The organism is Tunturibacter empetritectus (assembly GCF_040358985.1).
Taxonomy (GTDB): Bacteria; Acidobacteriota; Terriglobia; order Terriglobales; family Acidobacteriaceae; genus Edaphobacter; species Edaphobacter empetritectus.
In genome coordinates this window covers 1,105,948-1,124,523 of the sequence record NZ_CP132932.1, presented here as the reverse complement: position 1 = coordinate 1,124,523, position 18,576 = coordinate 1,105,948, and the positions used below count along the sequence as shown (strand labels likewise).

General features: G+C 54.9%; 12 protein-coding genes. 4 read left to right on the top strand and 8 right to left on the bottom strand.

The features are described from left to right. Positions 1 to 363 precede the first annotated feature (363 nt). Together RBB75_RS04525 and RBB75_RS04520 are read left to right on the top strand one after the other, a co-directional pair. The gene (locus RBB75_RS04525; RefSeq protein WP_179639520.1) at positions 364 to 1,290 is read left to right on the top strand and encodes a bifunctional 5,10-methylenetetrahydrofolate dehydrogenase/5,10-methenyltetrahydrofolate cyclohydrolase; all 927 of its coding nucleotides are present in this window, start codon (positions 364 to 366) and stop codon (positions 1,288 to 1,290) included. A 50-nt stretch (positions 1,291 to 1,340) separates the two neighbouring features. Next, positions 1,341 to 4,703: a TonB-dependent receptor gene (locus tag RBB75_RS04520; RefSeq protein WP_353069701.1), complete on the top strand. Its 3,363-nt coding sequence runs from the start codon at positions 1,341 to 1,343 to the stop codon at positions 4,701 to 4,703. A gap of 105 nt (positions 4,704 to 4,808) precedes the next feature. Here the strand turns inward: RBB75_RS04520 and RBB75_RS04515 are convergent, their stop codons facing one another. Further along, a complete protein-coding gene (locus tag RBB75_RS04515; RefSeq protein WP_353069700.1) occupies positions 4,809 to 7,319 on the bottom strand; it encodes a glycogen/starch/alpha-glucan phosphorylase in 2,511 nt (836 codons plus the stop codon). Between the two features lie 375 nt (positions 7,320 to 7,694). On the opposite strand from RBB75_RS04515, the gene RBB75_RS04510 reads away from it, so the two are divergent. Then, the gene (locus RBB75_RS04510; RefSeq protein ID WP_353069699.1) at positions 7,695 to 7,931 is read left to right on the top strand and encodes a hypothetical protein; all 237 of its coding nucleotides are present in this window, start codon (positions 7,695 to 7,697) and stop codon (positions 7,929 to 7,931) included. Between the two features lie 366 nt (positions 7,932 to 8,297). Here the strand turns inward: RBB75_RS04510 and RBB75_RS04505 are convergent, their stop codons facing one another. The 6 genes from RBB75_RS04505 to RBB75_RS04480 all read right to left on the bottom strand — a co-directional run bounded on the left by RBB75_RS04505 (position 8,298) and on the right by RBB75_RS04480 (position 15,161). Further along, positions 8,298 to 9,599 carry an MFS transporter gene (locus RBB75_RS04505; protein ID WP_353069698.1) on the bottom strand — a complete coding sequence of 434 codons (1,302 nt, stop codon included), beginning with the start codon at positions 9,597 to 9,599 and terminating at the stop codon, positions 8,298 to 8,300. A gap of 122 nt (positions 9,600 to 9,721) precedes the next feature. Then, positions 9,722 to 10,108 carry an MliC family protein gene (locus RBB75_RS04500; RefSeq protein ID WP_353069697.1) on the bottom strand — a complete coding sequence of 129 codons (387 nt, stop codon included), beginning with the start codon at positions 10,106 to 10,108 and terminating at the stop codon, positions 9,722 to 9,724. Positions 10,109 to 10,514: 406 nt separating this feature from the next. Next, positions 10,515 to 12,806, bottom strand: coding sequence for a CHAT domain-containing protein (locus tag RBB75_RS04495; protein ID WP_353069696.1), 2,292 nt, complete (start codon positions 12,804 to 12,806; stop codon positions 10,515 to 10,517). 185 nt (positions 12,807 to 12,991) lie between these two features. Next, positions 12,992 to 13,678 (bottom strand): hypothetical protein, encoded by a 687-nt coding sequence (locus RBB75_RS04490; protein WP_353069695.1) that lies wholly within the window; start codon positions 13,676 to 13,678, stop codon positions 12,992 to 12,994. Positions 13,679 to 13,833: 155 nt separating this feature from the next. Next, a complete protein-coding gene (locus RBB75_RS04485; protein WP_353069694.1) occupies positions 13,834 to 14,523 on the bottom strand; it encodes an anti-sigma factor family protein in 690 nt (229 codons plus the stop codon). A gap of 59 nt (positions 14,524 to 14,582) precedes the next feature. Then, positions 14,583 to 15,161 carry an RNA polymerase sigma factor gene (locus RBB75_RS04480; RefSeq protein ID WP_353069693.1) on the bottom strand — a complete coding sequence of 193 codons (579 nt, stop codon included), beginning with the start codon at positions 15,159 to 15,161 and terminating at the stop codon, positions 14,583 to 14,585. A 374-nt stretch (positions 15,162 to 15,535) separates the two neighbouring features. Between RBB75_RS04480 and RBB75_RS04475 the strand changes: the two genes are divergently transcribed. Further along, a complete protein-coding gene (locus RBB75_RS04475; protein ID WP_353069692.1) occupies positions 15,536 to 17,077 on the top strand; it encodes a CoA-acylating methylmalonate-semialdehyde dehydrogenase in 1,542 nt (513 codons plus the stop codon). A gap of 103 nt (positions 17,078 to 17,180) precedes the next feature. On the opposite strand, the gene RBB75_RS04470 is transcribed toward RBB75_RS04475, so the two are convergent. Continuing rightward, entirely contained in the window at positions 17,181 to 18,566 is a 1,386-nt protein-coding gene (locus RBB75_RS04470) for an aspartate aminotransferase family protein (protein WP_353069691.1), read from the bottom strand. Positions 18,567 to 18,576 lie beyond the last annotated feature (10 nt).

The window sequence follows — 18,576 nt, the reverse complement described above, 5'->3', positions numbered from 1 at the left end:
GGTACTGCTATGTTCTTGGCCCGCCCGCACAAGCATGCCAATACTCTCCTGAATTGGAAAGCCCCAAAATAAATCCCAAATCTTTGTCACATTTTTAGAGACCGGAAAAGTGACTGCCAAAACACCACATCCACCACGCAAAACACCACAACTTCACCACCAAAACACCACGTTAAAACACCCGATTTCCCCAAAAACCCCAGCAAAAACGCACAAAGCATCGCGCAGGAAAAAATCCGTAGTCTGCCGCCCGGTCGAACGCCAAAACACAATCCCCAAAATTCAAATCCGGAGGCGCACGCTACCGCCACCGTCCCGATAATCCCCAATACCAGACTGTAAACTGTACTGAGGACCATACTTATGACAGCAACTCCAATGATAGGCAAACCGGTTGCCGACGCAATCGTGACCAAAGTAAAAGCAGATGTCGTTGATTTAAAAGAGCGCTACGGAATCACCCCACAACTAACGGTGGTCCAGGTAGGAAAAGACGCCTCCTCCGAAGTCTATTTGCAGAACAAAGTAAAGAGCTTCGCCAAAATCGGCATCGCCGTAAAGCCCCACACCTTCGAATCCACCGTCAGCGCCGCCGTGCTCGAAGACACAGTGAGTGCCTTGAGTGAAGACAAATCCGTTCACGGAATCATGATCGGTCTACCCCTTCCACTACACATCGAAAACTCCACCGCCGCAAACAGAGGCAAATTCGATATCTTCGACCGCATCCATCAATTCAAAGACGTCGATGGTGTATCGCGACACTCCACAGCGGAGCTCTATCGAGGGCAACTTGAGCGCCTGACCTTCCTTCCCTCAACCGCCCTGGCTGTAAGTCGAATGCTGAAGTTCTACGGTGTCGAAACAGCAGGGAAACGAGTTGTAGTAGTAGGCAGAAATGACATCACCGGCAAGCCGATTCATCATATGCTAGGCGGCCGAATGGGAAACGCAACGGTCTCATGGTGCCACCGGTTCACGCCCAAGGAGACGCATGACGACCTGACCAGAGCGGCAGATATCGTCGTTACCTGCGTCGGCAGCCCTCGATATCAATTGAAAGCAGATGTTCTTCGCGGCGGATCCACAGTGATCGACGTAGGCACACGAGTCGACAAGGACGGCAATTTGATTGGAGATGTAGACTTCGACGGCGTGAAGCACGTTGCAGCCTTGTTGACGCCGGTACCCAGAGGTGTCGGACCCGTTACAGTGGCCTGTCTAATGGAAAACGTCGTCAGGGCTACAAGGTTTTGCGCCGGAGAAGATGTCCGCGGATATCTCCTCTAGGCCATCTTCTCTAGGCCAATTCAATGCAAGTCTCAATATAATGACGTCTCATGCGTTTTACTAAGACTGTCCTCGTCCTACTTTTCGTATCCTCCTTGCTCTGCGCTCAGGAACTGACCACTCGATATTGGGGCGGGACGCTGCAGAACGAAACCGGCGCATCAATCGATGGTGCAACGATCCGCCTCGTTGCGAAGCAAGGTGAACTTAGCTCGAAAACATCGGCAGACGGCAGCTTTCAACTCCCCAATCCAGCCCCCGGCGACTACATGCTCGAGGTAACAACGGCCGACGGCATCCTTCATCGCTCCGTGGAGCCACTCAAACTCAAAGCGGGCTCACCCCAAGCGATAGTGACACTCTCCGCTGAGGGAGCCATCTCGGTTGTATTTCGCGCAGCCGATGCTGCGAAGACCGGCGGAGAGAAGCTCTCCAGTCAGACAGTCAGCGCAATTCCATTGAACAAACGCGATTTCAGCCAGTTGCTGCTGCTCGCGGCTGGAACGATGACCGACGCCAATGGCCAGACGAACTTCACCCAGCAGTTCGCCATCAACGGACAGCGCGGCGTCGAGGCAGTCTTCGCTATGGATGGCGCCGACACGAGCGACCCCGAGATGGGAGGCGCGACGTTCAGCAACTTCAACGTCGATGCTGTCCAGGAGATCCAATCGACCTCAGGCTGGATGCCCGCCGAGATTGGGCGCGGCGCAGCAGGTTTTACAAACATTACGACACGCTCCGGAAGCAGTGGTTTTCACGGCTCCGTCTTCGAGTTTCTTCGCAACTCCGCACTCGACGCACGCAACTACTTCGATCATCCTTCTATCGCCGAACCGGGTCGAATCCCGCCATTTCGGCGCAATGAATTCGGCTTCACCAACGGCGGCCCGATCATCCTGCCCCATCTTTATGACGGAAGCGGCAAGACATTCTACTTCGGGCAATATCAAGGCTTTCGTCAGGTTCTTGGAACAACACAGGTCCTCCCGGTGCCCACGGCCTCCGAGCGGCTTGGCATCGACACGACCGCGTTTCCAGGCGATACGCTGGTCATTACGCCCAAGCCGGAGATCGCGAAGATTCTCTCCCGCTATCCGCTGCCCAATAACCCGACAGGCTCCTACGGAGCCAATACCTACGCGGCGTCCTCCAAAGTAGTCACGAACGCCAACCAGTTCTCCGTGCGTATCGACCAGGTGCTCTCCCCCAGCAAACACCTTACCGCGAGATTCAACTTCAACAATCTCTTCGGCCCGACCACCAACCCTGATCAAACAGCCATTGATCCCAGCTTCGGCGTCGTGTACGTCGATCATCAGCGCAATGGAGTCCTTACCTACAACCAGACAGTCTCTCCTCGCTTCTCCTTCGAGAGTTCTATAAGCGTGACTCGAACGACACCCCAGTTTCCAACACCGAACCACACCGACCCAGCAGTCAAGTTCAACGACGGACTCTTCGAAGCCTTCAACTCTGCGGCAGGCTCAGTCGCGTCCGCATACGGCAATCTCTTTCAGGCCAGACAGAACTTCGTAGTCACCATCGGACGTCACCTCATCAAGGCTGGCGGAGAGTTCCGCGCCAATCGCGACACGACCTACTTCGGTACCAGCCCAAACGGCGAATACGACTTTGGTGGAGGGACAGCCTATTCTCCTGTAGACATCACCTCGCAGAGCGGTGCTCACAACATCCGCGTCGGCGATCCTCTTCCAGATACCCTTAGCGGGCTGCTCACCGGGAGTGCCTTTGTTTACACAAGGGCGGTCGCGGCACCTTATGTCTCAGGTGGCGATCACATCGGCCCTGCAGCCGTCTCTCGCAACGGCGGAGCAATCTACGCCCAGGACACCTTCAAGATCTCCGACCGGGTCGTGCTCGACTACGGAGTTCGCTACGAGATCTACTCTCCCATCGCCGAACGTGCTCATCGCACCTCAGGCTTCCTCATCAACGGTTCGCAGCAGCAATATCTCGTCAATCCTCAGCCTGGATATCACTTCGACTGGGGCGGTATCGCTCCCCGAGTTCAAGTCGACTGGAAGGTTACAAATACACTTCACCTTCACGCTGGCGGCGGCATCACGACAATCCCGCCCAACATCTGGCAAGACAATTTTCTAACCGGTGCCGTCCCCTTCGTGATCTATCCCCACATTACTGCCGCCGTTGGAGCGCCGATTCTGTATGGATTTCAGATCACCTCAGCGCAGCTTCCCACCTTCTACACTCCCACTGGACAAAACGTCTTTGCCAGCGGCAATACCAAAAGCGTTCCATCCAACACCGTTCTCGACGTGGAGCGCTATCAAAGAGATCTTGCCGCGCTCTCGCCAGGCGCTCAGTTCACGCCGCTAAACCTGACAGGAATCGACCGCCACTTCGGCAACGGTTATCTGCAAACGTGGACACTCGGCGCCGAACGTCAGTTCGGTAAGCTCACCGCGGACGCCGCCTATGTCGGCACTGCATCGGTCAAGCTGCCGCGTACCGCCTTTCCCAACAGCTACTCTGGAGCCAGTCCGGAATTCGCTACTCATACCCAGTTTGACGGTTCTGGCAACGCGATCGGCGGTTTTGGGACGGAACAGCTCATCGTAAATAATGCTCACTCCAGCTATCACTCGTTGCAAACTTCGCTTACTGGGACACCCTTTCAGGGTGGCCCCGGCATTCAACTCAGCTACACCTGGTCAAAGTCGATCGATGACACAAGCGGCGTCACGGCAAACGGAAATACCACTGGCGCGATATCCAATCCGTACCCGCAAAATCCATTCAATACCCACGCAGAAAAGGGGCCATCCAGTTTCGACGTTACCCATGGCTTCACCATGAGCCTCGCTCAAGATCTGCAGTTGGAAAAGATCGAGCTGCTGCAACCGATCAATCGAAAAGTCACAGCCGGGTGGGAGCTGTTGAGCATCTCGACGATCAGCAGTGGTCTGCCCTTCACCGTCTACTCCGGCGTACAGCAGACAGGTGCAGGCTCCAATGGAGTGGATCGGCCAAACCAGATCGCGAAGCCGACTCTCTCCACCGCCAGAAAGGTTCGCGAAGACTATTTTGGACAGGGAGCAAATAACGCCAGCTTCTTCTCGATCCCAATCAACCAACCAGGCGGCACAGGGCCGAATCAGGGATTCTTCGGCTCTCTCGGCCGGGATACCTTTCGCGGACCGGCCTACTACGACTTTGATTTCTCGCTTATCAAGGACACTCCCGTCGGAAGGCGTGCCGGCGGTTCCGAACTCTTCGACGTGGAGTTCCGGTCAGAGTTCTTCAACCTGTTCAACATCGTAGATATGGGTCTGCCGGCCAATACGATCAAAGGATCAGGCTTCGGCGTAATCAGCAAAACCGCGGGAACCTCACGGCAGATTCAATTCTCCGTAAAGCTGCTTTTCTGAGTGCCTCTTTTAGAGGAGCGTTAGTCCCGCACATTTTTTGCTTCGACCACTCCCGCATTGCGAAAAGTATGGGCTGGAAGTATCAGCGCGAACCCTCGCCGCTACTTACTTGCCTGCCGGAGCCTGAGGCGCATCCACTCCGAACCGAGTGATGTTCCAGATATTCCTGCAGTACTCCTGAATCGATCGATCGGAGGAGAAGCGACCCATGCGTGCTGCATTGTAGATCGACATCTTCGACCATCCCTCCTGGTCCGAATAAGCTTTACCCACCTGATCCTGACAGTCGACATAAGACTGATAGTCGGCGAACAAAAGATAGGGATCAGTATTGAGCAGACCATCGACTAGCGGGCGGAAAAGATTGCGGTCGCCTCGCGAAAACTGCCCGGAGACGATGCTATCGATGACCTCGCGCAGCTCCCCATTTGATTCGTAGATTTGATGAGGATGGTAGCCGGCAGCCTTCTTCGCAGCAACCTCTGCTGCTGTCAATCCGAAGAGGAAGAAGTTTTCATGCCCCACAGCCTCGCGAATCTCAATGTTGGCTCCGTCGAGAGTCCCAATGGTAAGCGCTCCATTCATGGCGAACTTCATATTGCCCGTGCCGGATGCCTCTTTGCCGGCCGTAGAGATCTGTTCACTAAGATCGGCGGCAGGGTAGACCAGCTGGCCGAAGGTGACGTTGTAGTCCGGAAGAAAGACCACCTTCAGCTGTTGATTTACCTCCGGATCATTATTGATGACCTCAGCGACTGAGGTGATCAGCTTGATGATCAACTTCGCTATGAAGTATCCAGGAGCAGCTTTTCCGCCGAACAGGAAAGTCCGCGCCGGAATCTCCAGCCCGGGAGTCTTCTTCAAGCGGTGATACTGCGTCAGGATGTAAAGAAGGTTCAAATGCTGCCGCTTGTACTCGTGAATGCGCTTCACCTGGGCGTCGAACATCGACTTCGGATCGACAGCAATTCCGGTCGTGTCGGCGATGTACTGGGTCAGTCGAACCTTGACGGCGTACTGTACATTGCGCCAATCCGCACGGAAGGCGGAGTCTTCGGCATAGCGCTCTAGCTGTGAAACCCGATCGAGATCCCCAATCCAATCCTGTCCAATCTTGCTGATCATCAACTCCGTCTGCTCAGGATTGCTAACCGCCAGCCAGCGCCGCGGCGTCACGCCATTGGTTACGTTGATGAACTTCTCAGGCCACAGCTCATAGAAGTCGTGAAGCACGTCGCTCTTCAGCAACTCGGTATGCAGTCGAGCGACCCCGTTGATATGCTCGCTTCCAACGCAGGCGAGGTGGGCCATGCGAACGTACCTCTCCCCGTGCTCGTCGATCAGAGACATGCGAGCCACCCGATCTTCATCGTTCGGGAACTGCTCGCGTAGCGTACTCAGAAAGCGCGCATTAATCTCATAAATGATCTCGAGGTGGCGAGGCAGCAATGAGCCGAACATCGGCAGCGGCCAGCGTTCGAGCGCCTCTGGCAGAAGAGTGTGGTTGGTGTAATTAAAGGTATGCGAGGTGATCTCCCAAGCCTTGTCCCATCCCAGACCATGAATATCGATCAGGAGCCGCATCAGCTCGGCGACGCCGATCGACGGATGAGTGTCGTTGAGCTGCACGACACACAGCTCGTGGAAGTTCTCAATGGCATGGCCCGCACTCTGATGCCGCCGGATCATATCCTGCAGGGAACACGATGTGAAAAAATACTGCTGCTGCAGGCGAAGTTCTTTGCCGCGAATCTCTTCGTCATTCGGATAAAGAACCTTAGAAATATTCTCGGCGAAGACCTTCGCCCCGACCGCACCCTCATAGTCACCGCTGTTGAAGCGTTCAAAGTAGAAGGATTCGGTCGCTTCGGACCTCCACAGGCGGAGAGTGTTTGCGACTCCCGAGCGATACCCCAGGATCGGCGTGTCGTAAGGAATTCCCTTGACCACTTCCCCGGGAATCCACTGCACCTTGTACTCGCCGAAGGGATCTCTCCAAGACTGAGTATGCCCGCCGAAGGCTACTTCGACGTCGGCCTGGGGACGCCGAATCTCCCAGGGATTGCCGTAGCGCAGCCAGTAGTCCGTGAGCTCGACCTGCCAGCCATCACGGATCGTCTGATGAAACATGCCGTACTCATAGCGAATCCCGTACCCCATCGCAGGAACTCCCAGCGTTGCCAATGAGTCGAGATAGCACGCTGCAAGTCGACCAAGTCCACCATTGCCCAATCCAGGCTCACTCTCCTGCTTGATCAATAGATCGAGGTCAAGATCGAGCTCCGACGTTGCCTGGCGAACAGCCTCCTGGAGTCCAAGATTGAGTAGGTTGTTTGCCAGATGAGGTCCCATCAAAAACTCAGCCGACAAATAATGGACAGTACGCATGTGATGCTTTACGTAATCTCCTTTGGTCGTAAGCCAGCGGGCCAGAATCCGGTCTCGCACTGTATAGGCGAGAGCCATGAAGTGATCCATGTCCGTCGCCACCTCGGCTCGCTTGCCCACAACGTAGAACAGATTATCCAGAATCGCTTGTTTGAGCGCCGGAACCGTGATGCTGGTCCGATCGTCATCAACTATCAGGTCATGCCCCTTCGGCGTTGGTTCCTGCATGGCGTGCCTCGTTTCTAGTAGCCTGCTTCTGTTGCAGAGAGAGGTGAGAACTTAAAACTATGCAGTCGACAGGGAAGTACTAGTGTCGTGCCGACTCCTTATGCTCGACTCCCTCTATGATCGATGCTAGAGACGGCTCAGAGGCGGCAGCAATAAAATATTGCAAAGTCTAAATAATTTACGGGAAAATAATTCATATGACATTCACGAACCATCGGTGATGGCTCCAATCACCTCGTTCGTCTTGTCACTAGACGATAAGCAAAATCATCAAAACTCATTGCGATCCAGGCAGTTCAAAGTTTTCCACTCGACAGGCAACTTCGAGGCACAATCGCGAGTTGCGGATTTGCATCAAATATACTAACTACTGGCATGAGCGAAGAAGATCTCAAACAACGGCTTGCATATTTTCAACAGAGGCTCGAAGAGGCCAAGCGAAGGCACTCCGCAAAAGAGCCGCACCCGCGAACCTTCGATGCCGGCTACACCACCGAAACCTTCAAGACTTGGGCCGAATCAATCGCCGTTATTAATGAGCGCCTTGCAACCATCAACGATCAGTTGAAGGTGGAGGCTCGAAAGTCGAATCTGACCCAAAAAGACCTCTAGGAGATCGCGGCGGCTCCCCTGGGCGGCGTCCGTAACTCGACACCGACGGTAAGTTCCAGGGCGCCCCAGGCAACTCCTGCGACAGTTTACTCATCGGACAACAAAACATAGTAACCTTGTAGAGGAGACCCTATGGCCGATCAAGCCGCTGCAACACATCCCCGTCGCCCGAAGATGGATGGATCATCTGATTCGATTTGTTTGAACTGTCTAGCGACTGTTGTTTCAAAGCATGAACAGGAGGCTGATAAGTCTGGCGTTGACTTGCGCCACATCTGTCATCCCTACTTCTCAGCCAGACGGACCCCTATCCCGCAGCAGCTGTTGGCCTGAATCCGGGTCGCTCACCAACAAATTCTCTAAAACTTATCTCAGCGCAACGTTATCTCTCGAGGACACCTCCTCGGTCGCCTCCGCTCGATGGCCTGTCACGAAGCTTCTGCCTCGCTTCTCCGGACCAAACCAGAAGATCAGAAGCAGCGAAACGATCACCAGCGTCTCAAAGGAACATAACGCCCAAGGATAGCCAAATCTGCTTCGCAACAGATTCTGCAGCGGCAGCACAGGCGAAGCAAACAGCACGCCGAGCTGATACACAAACCCAGGAAACAACCCGCGAATCGCATCCGGAGCCAACTCATTCAGGTGCGCCGGAATCACGCCAAACGCCCCCTGCACGCCGCTCTGCATCAAGTAAGATCCAACCACAATCGCCAGCACTGAGCCGCCGAATGCCCACATCGGCATCGCCAGCAGACACACCCCAAGCGCAGCCATCACGGCATACCGACGCCCAATCCGCTCCGACATCGCCCCCACCACAATAGCCCCGATGATCGCTCCAATGTTGTAGATCACCGGAACTCCAAACGTAGCGTTCATTCCCAGCACGGTGACGCCGTTCATCCATGGCAGCGTCTTCAGAAAGTCGGGATAAAGATCCTGGGTACCGTGAGAGAGGCAGGTGATCGCTGCCATCAACAGCAAAAGGTATCCGAAGACGCCTAAGTGTTGAAACAGCGTTCCGAATATCTTTCCGAGAGATGGCGTCCGATGCAACCGCCAGGCCGCCGATTCAGGCGCCACTGCAGCCAGCACAACAATCACTAGCGTGACCCCAACCCCCACAAAGAACATCGCCTGCCAGCCGAACCTCGGCGCTATCGTCTGCATTCCGATTGCCGCCATGAGATACCCGAACGGATAACCACCCTGCATAAGACCAGAGAGAACGCCACGCCTGTGCCGAGGAGCGCTCTCCATCGCATAGGAAGCGCCAATACCCCAATAGCCACCCATTCCGAGACCGTACAACAGTCTCATCGCCATAAATATCCAATACGTCGGCGCAAGCCCGCTCAGTACGGTCACCGCCGAGAAGTACAGAACGCAAGCAATCAGCGGTTTCTTGCGTCCGAACTTATCGGCTAGGGCCCCGAAGAATAACGCTCCAATCGGTCGCATGGCCAGCGTCAGTGTCATGCTCCACACAATCGCGGCCTTCCCCACGTGAAATTTGCCCATCAGCTCCGATATCAGAAAGACGACGACAAAAAAATCGAATGCATCGAGAATCCAACCCAGAATGCCGGCCGCTACGGCAAACCTCCACCCTGGAGCGCCCGTCTCCGAGCTTGCAGCGGCTGCTTCGATCTCTTCAAAATGCATAAAAAAAGGGTCTCTCTTCCGGCGAGACTAGGAGATGGGTGATAGGTAGCGTATCCAGACCAGGCCAATCGGCAGTCATAAACACCTATCTGACCCTTGCAGAAATACTATCGTGATGCGGATTACTCCGCACGATGACATTCAGAGGTCATCGTGCCTGCAATTGAATCCGACGAAAAGGTAACTCCCCGGCCTCCAGCCTCCCACCAGATATAGCTCCCAGCCGCATATCGCGCTCCCGACCCCGAAGTTACATTTGCAAAGATCAGAGAATGTCCGGCAACGGGAACAATCGCAAGACTGTTACCCGCTCCGTTTATATACTCCACCGAAAATATTCCTGCAGGCAGTCCCATCTTGCTTCCCTGGCCGTCACATTGGTACTTCATCGTGTTCCGTGAGATCGGCTCTGTACTATTCAGGTGGATCGTTACGTCAGTGGCTCTCGCAAAAGCGCAACAAGCAAGAACAGTCAAACCGGCCAGAGTCTTCTTCAATGATGCCCGCATAAAATATCTCCTCGTCCTCAACCTCGTAGACGCAAACATCATACCTTCTAAGTCTGTGGCTTTCGATGTCGCGCCCGAGCCTTCACTAACGTTCCGCGGCTGCACCCTGGTAAGTCCATCTTGAGGAGATGCTTCACGACCAAGGTGTCGCAAACTCATTGGTCTACGAGATCCGTCTGAGAGATCGTCCTGAAAAAGTAGAAACCTGCGGAGGTGATGTCTCCCGTCACCTCTCGCAGGCATCACCAGCCCGAACAACTCAACTGGCTGGAACTCAAGATCAATTTGTCCCTGCACACAATAGTGATGGCTACCACAAGATCGTTTCAACATCTCCGACTACTTGCCTGAACCATTCTAAAGATGGCCAAATCGATCTAAGCCTGCCAAGACAGCTGCAAATCTCTCACGAACCGGCGTAAAGCTGAAAAGCTGCCCAATACATAGGCTTGCGCATGACACCGTTGGAGCGCATCATCTCTAACTTAGCCGCTCGAAGCGCCTCGTCCGGATTGCTTCCGCCTTCAAGTCCGCCATATAAGCGATCCATCAGTTGCGGTGTCGAAGCGTCGTTTACCTCCCACAACGCTCCAATGACGTTGTGCGCACCCGCGCGCAGGAACGCCCAGGACAGACCCACCAGCTCCTCTCCCGCGTAAGCACGAAGCCCAGATCCATAACAGGACGAGATAGTCACAAGCCGGGCGTGCAACGGATGACGCACAATCTCTCTCGCATACAGCTTATAGTCATCCGCGTGTGCGGCAGGCGCCGAAAGCACCACCGCCGAATCCAGCGGACTAAGCCGACTCGCAGTTCCATGAGCGACGAAGTGGATGTACGCAAAACGATCCGGCCTGACTGTTCCATACGCCGAAGGCACAGCCTCTGCCTGCGTCAACACCGTCTCTCGGTCCACTGGAAAATGTCTCTTGATCCTATCGACTTCAGCCGGCGCGTTAGGCAGGCTTTCATACTCCGAGCCCGAAGAGACCGGATTGCCGATCAACAGTAGATCATTCGCATCTTTGGAAGACACCGAATCGAGCCGCGACAGAAGCCGAATTGAGTTCGCGTTCGTCAGCGTCACATCTTCGATCCAGTAATGCAGTCTTTCGCCACCCGGCTTCAACAGAGTCTCGAAGTTCAACCCATTGAGGCCGCCATCAGGAATGATAAACACCTTTGTCCCATCCGGAATCATCGACGCAGCTGGAGCGACGATCGTGTCATAGAGGTATCTCCCGTCAACATTCCCCTCGCGCAGCGCATCACTCGACTTCAAAATCGCTCTCTGGTAACTCTGAACATGAGATTCGATCTCCTGCTTCTTCGGAAGCACAAACAGACTAGTATGAGTAGCTGTCACAGCCCACAAGTAAGACTTCTCTGCTCCCAGAGAATAGAAGAGAATTGCAGCGTTATGTCTGCGAGCGATCGCCTGCGGATCAACGTCTTCCTTTAGGGTCACCAAAATCTGTTTCGCGGCTCCCAGACCCTCCTCCAGCGTTCGCGCGCGGCCGAGGTCAAGAAGCTTCAAAGCCTCCCTCTGCCGACGCGAAGAGATCAGAAAATCCGCATAGTCTCTATAGAGCGCATCCCCGTGGCCAAAAAAAGGCAACTTAAGCTCTTCGTTCTTAACGGAGTCTCGTTTCGCTTCGAAGGTGTGAATCGATTCACGATACCAGTGCTCCGCTTGAACTGTCCTATGCCTGTCGTTGTAATAATTGCCCAGGGAATCTTCGATATCCCATCTCAAATAGGGAGCTCCGATCGACTCCTCATGGACCTGCAGCAGCATCTGCTCTGGGTTCTGTCCATTTGGCGTCCGCACCGCCAGAAGTGCCTGGACGTACAAAGGTTCTAACTTCGCCGACTTGTCTGCAGACTCTGCTGCCGCCCGGATCGCCTCATCGCAGTGACTCTTGGCCGAATCGAGCTGTCCTTTCTTAAATAGCACCATCGCCAGTTCAGTATTGGTCCCCGCAATCTCTTCCCGCGCGTTGATCGCGGTTGCCACCTTCAGCGACTGTTCATAGTCCAGCTTTGCATCATCAAGTCTTCCAAGTTCGTAGTTCGACGAGCCGGCGTTCCAAAGCCACTTAACCTCAAGGTACGTAGAGCCGGTCTCTCTCGCTTCTTTTTCAGCCAGTTTGAAGTTATATAAAGCCTTCTCAAAGTCACCGAGATGAAAATAAGCGACTCCAAGATTCCCCAGTGCTACTTGAAGGAGCTGCCGCGATTGAATCGTCTTGGCAAAATCAGTTGCCGCATCCAGCGACGCCACCGCTTCATCATAATGTTCCTGTTGCAACTCGACGAACCCAAGATTCAAAAGGTCACTGGCTTCAAGGAACGTATCCCGCTGCTCTCGAGCAGCCCCCAGGCTCTTCTTATAGAGAGCTGTAGCTTCTGCCGGATGGTCGTTGGAGAGCTGAATCTTGGCCTCGGCCCGAAGAACCTCACCGTTTAGCTTTGAGTGACTCAAATCGGTGAGACGCCGGGCCTCGCGCAAATCCTGATCAGCCAACTCCGGCTTATTCAGCCCGGAGTACGCTTGACCGCACAGCAAATCTCTCTTGATCGCCAGATCACCATCGGTTGGATAAGAAACACCCTTCTCCGTCAATAGGGCAAGAACATCTTGGCGCTGTCCTTGATATGTGCGGATCTCAGCCTCAAGCATGCGAAACTTCATGGGCCAATCCGAGCCCATTTGAGAGAAGTCTTCTCGTGCCCTCTTCGCCCTCTGCTGGGCAACATCGAGATTGCCCTGCAAGGCATCGCTGCGAATGCTTTGATAAGTCTGCTCAGGATCCCGGCTCACAGGAGAGGAGCGGCAACCTGATGAAGTTGCGGCCAGCACAGTCGCCGCAAAGAGCACTATGGTGGAAAAGTTGAGCCCCCGCCCCCCACAACTCCCGCGCTGATATTCCCCTGGATACTGCAACCCAACTCGGCCCGAATCATGGAGAGCCGGACCGACCCGCAACTCGGAGTAAACTCCCCTAGAAAGATCCTGCCAAACTCCGGAATCTCCAGAACGTGACCGAACGATCGACCCGGAACGTCTTGATCCACGCCATCCACCAAGGAACATAGAACACATCGATCTTCTCCTGGCTTCGGTTCCGAATCCATCCAGCTAAATCTGTCGTGCACCCATTTAACTTTCTTAGCATTGGCGCTCTTGATTATAGTGCGACCCTGCTCGCGGCTTGCCTTCTGAAACTCCTTGAGCGGAAGGCAGTCTTCATCCTCGCACTGCAGCGTCATAAACTTTTTGTTCATCACCGGCACAACATCGCGGCCTGCCACTCGCAGCCCATCAAACCGGGAACCGGCAAACGAAATGCGAGGGAAGCGAACGCCCTTGGCGTACTGAAGGGAGACCTGACCCACAATTCGATCGGCCGTCACGACCTCCATAATGTTCAGCCCCTCGATGACAGAGGTAGTCACCATCGACCACGGCCCCTCCTCACCTTGCTCTCTGCCCGAAACGCGTGTGTAAGCCGTTCGGCATGAGACGACCGAGTCGTGATCGAACGCTCCGGTCGTTGTCGTCACATGGCCTCCTACGGCCGGCAGCGAAGAATGTGCCTGTGACGGGATCACTTTTTGCGAAGGATGTTGAACGAATCCGCCCAGCGAGTGAGCATCGGATTGAAAGTAAAATGTCTTCGTTGAAGTGGGTCGCATATCAGCCCTTCAAGTTCAGTAGTCTAATCCTGAATATTCAAAGTAAAGCGATAGTGAGCTAGTTCGACAGCGGGCCCGGTTGAAGCTTGATCTGCATCTCCTCGCACGGTCAAGGTGTAAGTGCCGCTCACCTTGTCCACGCCGGGGACGCGTATCGAAACAGTATCCTTCGCTTCCTGTGCAGACACCTCGACGTGCCACGCAAGCGTGCCGGAAGGAGAATACAGAGAGCAAGTGTAGCCCATAAAGCGATCTTGTGTAGGAACATCGACAAGCAAAAGAAAGGGCTTAGCCTTTGACACCGTTACAGTAGCTGCCTCACCGCCGCCGCGGCTGTTTCCGTTTACTAAAGATAGCGATGGTAGAACCTCGGGTGCGCTCAACTGAGCAATCTCCCGAGTCAGGTGTGGGTACACCATGACATTCTGATACGCAGTCACCAGCAAAGATGCTGCCAGCGCCGCCCAGGCAAACACCGGCCACTGTAGAACGAAACGGGATCTCTTCGCAGGCTCAGCCGTCGGCTTCGAACGAGGAAAAGACTTCAGCTCCTGTTTCGCTGTATCAAGGAATGCAGCCGTTGCGCGAAGATCGGCAGCGCACTCCGGGCAGTCAAAGAAGTGTTCTTCGAACGCATCGCGCTCTACCGGAGACATCTCTCCCAGCAGATACTTCTCTACCGCTCTGCTCTCTGTGGATTCGAAATGATTCATTAACAAAGATGCCTCAACTCTATAGTGTTTCAACCCGCGAAATCGTGTCACGGACTTCTTCAGTTCACCCTGCTATCGCCTAAGTGGCTTATATAAAAAGACTTGAAAGACTGCTTCGCGCGGTGTACTAGCACCCTCAGATAGTCCCGGGTTATGCCAAGCTCAGCGCACACTTCATCTTTATCGCGCTCTTCCAGCAGAACCAATTGCAGCAACTGCCGATCCCGGTCGGTCAACTCCGTCAAAATCTGACGAACGACTCGCTGCGCATCCTTTGTCTCCAGAAGACTCAGAGCGCTCGGTTCGTGATTCGCCAGGGTGGCTTCCATGTCGCTGTCGAGATAGGACTCTGTCTTACTCCTGGAACGGTAATGCTCCATCAAAACATGGTTACAAACCGAATTGACAAACGCCCCTAGGCGATCAGGCTCCCTCAGGCCATTGGCCGAGCGAACCAGCCCCAGCACCCGCACAAAAGTCTCCTGCCGGACGTCTTCGATTGCTTCTCTGGAGTTCAGTCGCGAACGCAGCTTCAGCTGGATTAATTCCCCGAAATAGCTGACAAAGTGCTCCTCGGTGCGGGCGTCTCCAGATCGGAGTCTCTCAAGATACGCCGCGTCGAACGCAAAAAATTGCAAGCTCTATCCCCCCAGGCGGCTGTACTTGCGCCCAAGTTTACACCGTGGGACGAACTTGTTACGAACCTCCAGGGTAATCGTGAGTTCTGATCTTTCGGCACCCTGTCGCCTCGCTCAATTGGTCGTTCTTACAGGATCTTCTGGTACGCCCCAGAAGGGAATCAAGGCAGAGAGTAACGCAAAAAAAAGAAAACAAGAGTTTCGCTTACAAGGCGTGACATTTGGATAGTGACCGACAGGTGACAATCGTTTCAGAAGAGATCCAAAAAAAAGACGAGCGCAAACCCGCACAATTGCTCTCCGCTGGAAGTCTGCACGATTACGCCCCCTCGACCGCGGCTGGTAGGATAAATCTCTCCAGAGGAGGTCCGCCTATGTCCGCCACATCCACACTGACCCCATCCGAATCCACCGCCCGCCAGCTTCGAGAGGTCCATCACTGGGTAAACGGCGAAATCATGGCCGGAGTCTCCGGACGGTTTGGAGATGTCTACAACCCCGCCACCGGTAAGGTCCAGGCGAAGGTAGCCCTCGCAACCAGTGCCGAAGTTGACAAGGCCGTAGCCGCTGCTGCTGCAGCATTTCCAGCATGGTCGGCGCAACCGGTGCTTCGGAGAGCTCGCGTACTCTTCCGCTTTCGTGAGATCTTCGAGCGCCGTCTCGACGAGGTCGCCGCCTTACTCACCAGCGAGCACGGCAAGGTCTTCTCCGATGCGAAAGGCGAAGCAACCCGTGGCCTCGAAGTCGTCGAGTTTGCCACCGGCATCCCGCACCTTCTTAAAGGCGAGTTCACAGAACAGGTAGGCTCCGACATCGATAGCTGGTCCATGCGTCAACCTCTGGGCGTCGTAGCCGGCATCACCCCCTTCAACTTCCCGGCCATGGTGCCCATGTGGATGTTCCCCATCGCTCTGGCATGCGGCAACACCTTCGTTCTCAAGCCCAGCGAGCGCGACCCCAGCGCATCGCTGCTCCTCGCCGAGATGCTCAAAGAAGCTGGCCTGCCCGACGGAGTCTTTAACGTTGTCCATGGAGATAAGACAGCAGTCGACGCCCTCCTGGCCCACCCAACCGTACAGGCGATAAGCTTCGTAGGTTCCACCCCGATCGCCGAGTACGTCTACCGCGAAGCAACCAGCCACGGCAAACGCGTACAGGCTCTCGGCGGTGCCAAGAATCACATGATTGTCATGCCCGACGCCGACCTCGATCAGGCCGCGGATGCGCTCGTCGGCGCAGCCTACGGATCCGCAGGCGAACGCTGCATGGCCATCTCAGTCGCGGTCACAGTAGGCAATGCCACCGCCGAAATGCTGATAGACAAGATCGAGCATCGCATCGAAGGCCTGCAGATGGGCGACGGCATGCAGCCAGGCGCAGAGCTTGGCCCTCTCGTTACAAAGGCTCATCTCGAACGAGTCACCGGCTATCTGAAGCAAGGTCAATCCGAGGGGGCAGAACTAAGAGTCGATGGACGCAACAATGCTCTCACCAAAGGAGAAGGCTTCTTCCTCGGCGCCTGCCTATTCGATCACGTCAAGCCGGAGATGAAGATCTATCGCGAGGAGATCTTCGGCCCTGTGCTCGGCATCGTGCGAGCCAGCGACTTCGAAACAGCGCTGCAGCTAGTCAACGAGCACGAGTACGGCAACGGCACCTCCATCTTCACGCGCGACGGAGACACAGCACGAGACTTCGCGCACAGAGTCCAGGCCGGCATGGTCGGCATCAACGTCCCCATTCCAGTGCCAATGGCGTTCCACAGCTTTGGCGGATGGAAGCGTTCTCTCTTCGGCGATTACGCCGTCTACGGCCCCGAAGGCGTGCGCTTCTACACAAGGCTAAAGACGATCACCTCACGCTGGCCCACAGGCATTCGCAAAGGAGTAGACACCTCCATGCCAACGCTAGGCTGAAAGCTGTATCCCGACCAACGGGAGGGCCAACCGAAGGGGTATACAAGTCACGAAGTGACCGCGCCACGCGCAGTGGGCCCGTCCGGCAGGACGCAGGACACGGTCACGCACCAACAGCAGCATCTGCAATCACAAGATGCTTATCCAGAACCGAAATCCCAAGATCAATCTGCTCCTTCGTAACAATCAGCGGAGGAGCAATCACAAAGTGCGAGACCCAAGCCTGGATCGTGACACCATCCGCAAGTATCTTCGCGGCAATCTGATCCACGAGCAACGGCTTTCCCGAGACCTTGTCCGAGTAAGTATTGAAAGGCTCCTTCGTAGTTTGATCTTTCACCAGGTCAACTGCCCAGAAGAGTCCCTTCCCGCGAACATCCCCAATGCTGGGATGTTTCGCCTTCAACTCCTTGAGCTTGCCTTCAACATAAGGACCAAGCTCACGAGCCCTCTCCACCAGCCCAAGACGCTGCATCTCACGAATCGTAGCCACCGCAGGAGCAAGCGTAAGCGGATGCGCCTCATACGTATGACCATGAGCGAAATAATGATCCTGAAAGAAATCAGCGATCTTCTCACTTGTCGCGCAAAGTCCCAACGGCACATAAGCCGAAGTAATCCCTTTCGCCGTAACCAAAATGTCCGGAACGACACCCCAGTGATTCATGGCGAACCACTCGCCAGTACGCCCCCACCCCGTCATCACCTCATCCGCAATCAACAAAACGCCATATTCGTCGCAGATCCGGCGAAGCTTCGGCATGTACTCCTCTGGAGGAACGATCACACCATTCGTCCCAACAATAGGCTCCACCAGAACCGCAGCCACATCCGACTCATTCCGGATCATGTGTTCGATATAATCCGCGCACGCGATCCCGCATCCCGGATAGGTGTGCTTGATCGGACATTTGTAACAGTGAACCTCCGGCGCAAAGAGAACACCCGGCCCCTTGCCGCCAGGCTCCATCGCCCATCGCCGCGGATCTCCAGTCGCCGCGATAGAACCGGCGGTAGACCCATGATAAGAGCGATAGCGCGCAATGATCTTCGTCTTTCCCGTATACATGCGCGCGATCTTGAACGCCGCCTCGTTAGCCTCTGTCCCGGAGGTAGTAAAGAAAAACTTGCTGATGCCCTTAGGCAAAACTTCCAGTAGAAGTTGAGACAGCTCAGCGCGCGCCGTGGTCGCATAGCCAGGCATCGCGTAACTCAACTCCTGGGCCTGCCGCGCAATCGCATCAATTACAGCCTGATTTTTGTGCCCAAGATTAGAGCACATCAACTGCGACGAAAAATCCAGATACCGCTTGCCCGCACCATCGACGATGGTGCAGCCCTCGGCGTCCGCGATGTGCATCGGGTTCCAGCCCTTTTGAAATCGCCAGGTGCCGTAGTTGTGCTGTCGCGTAATATCCACCACCTGCTGGCTCGTAAGCGACGCTGATTTATTAGAGCTCTTAGGCTCGACGACATCAATCGGACTCATGAGTGCCATC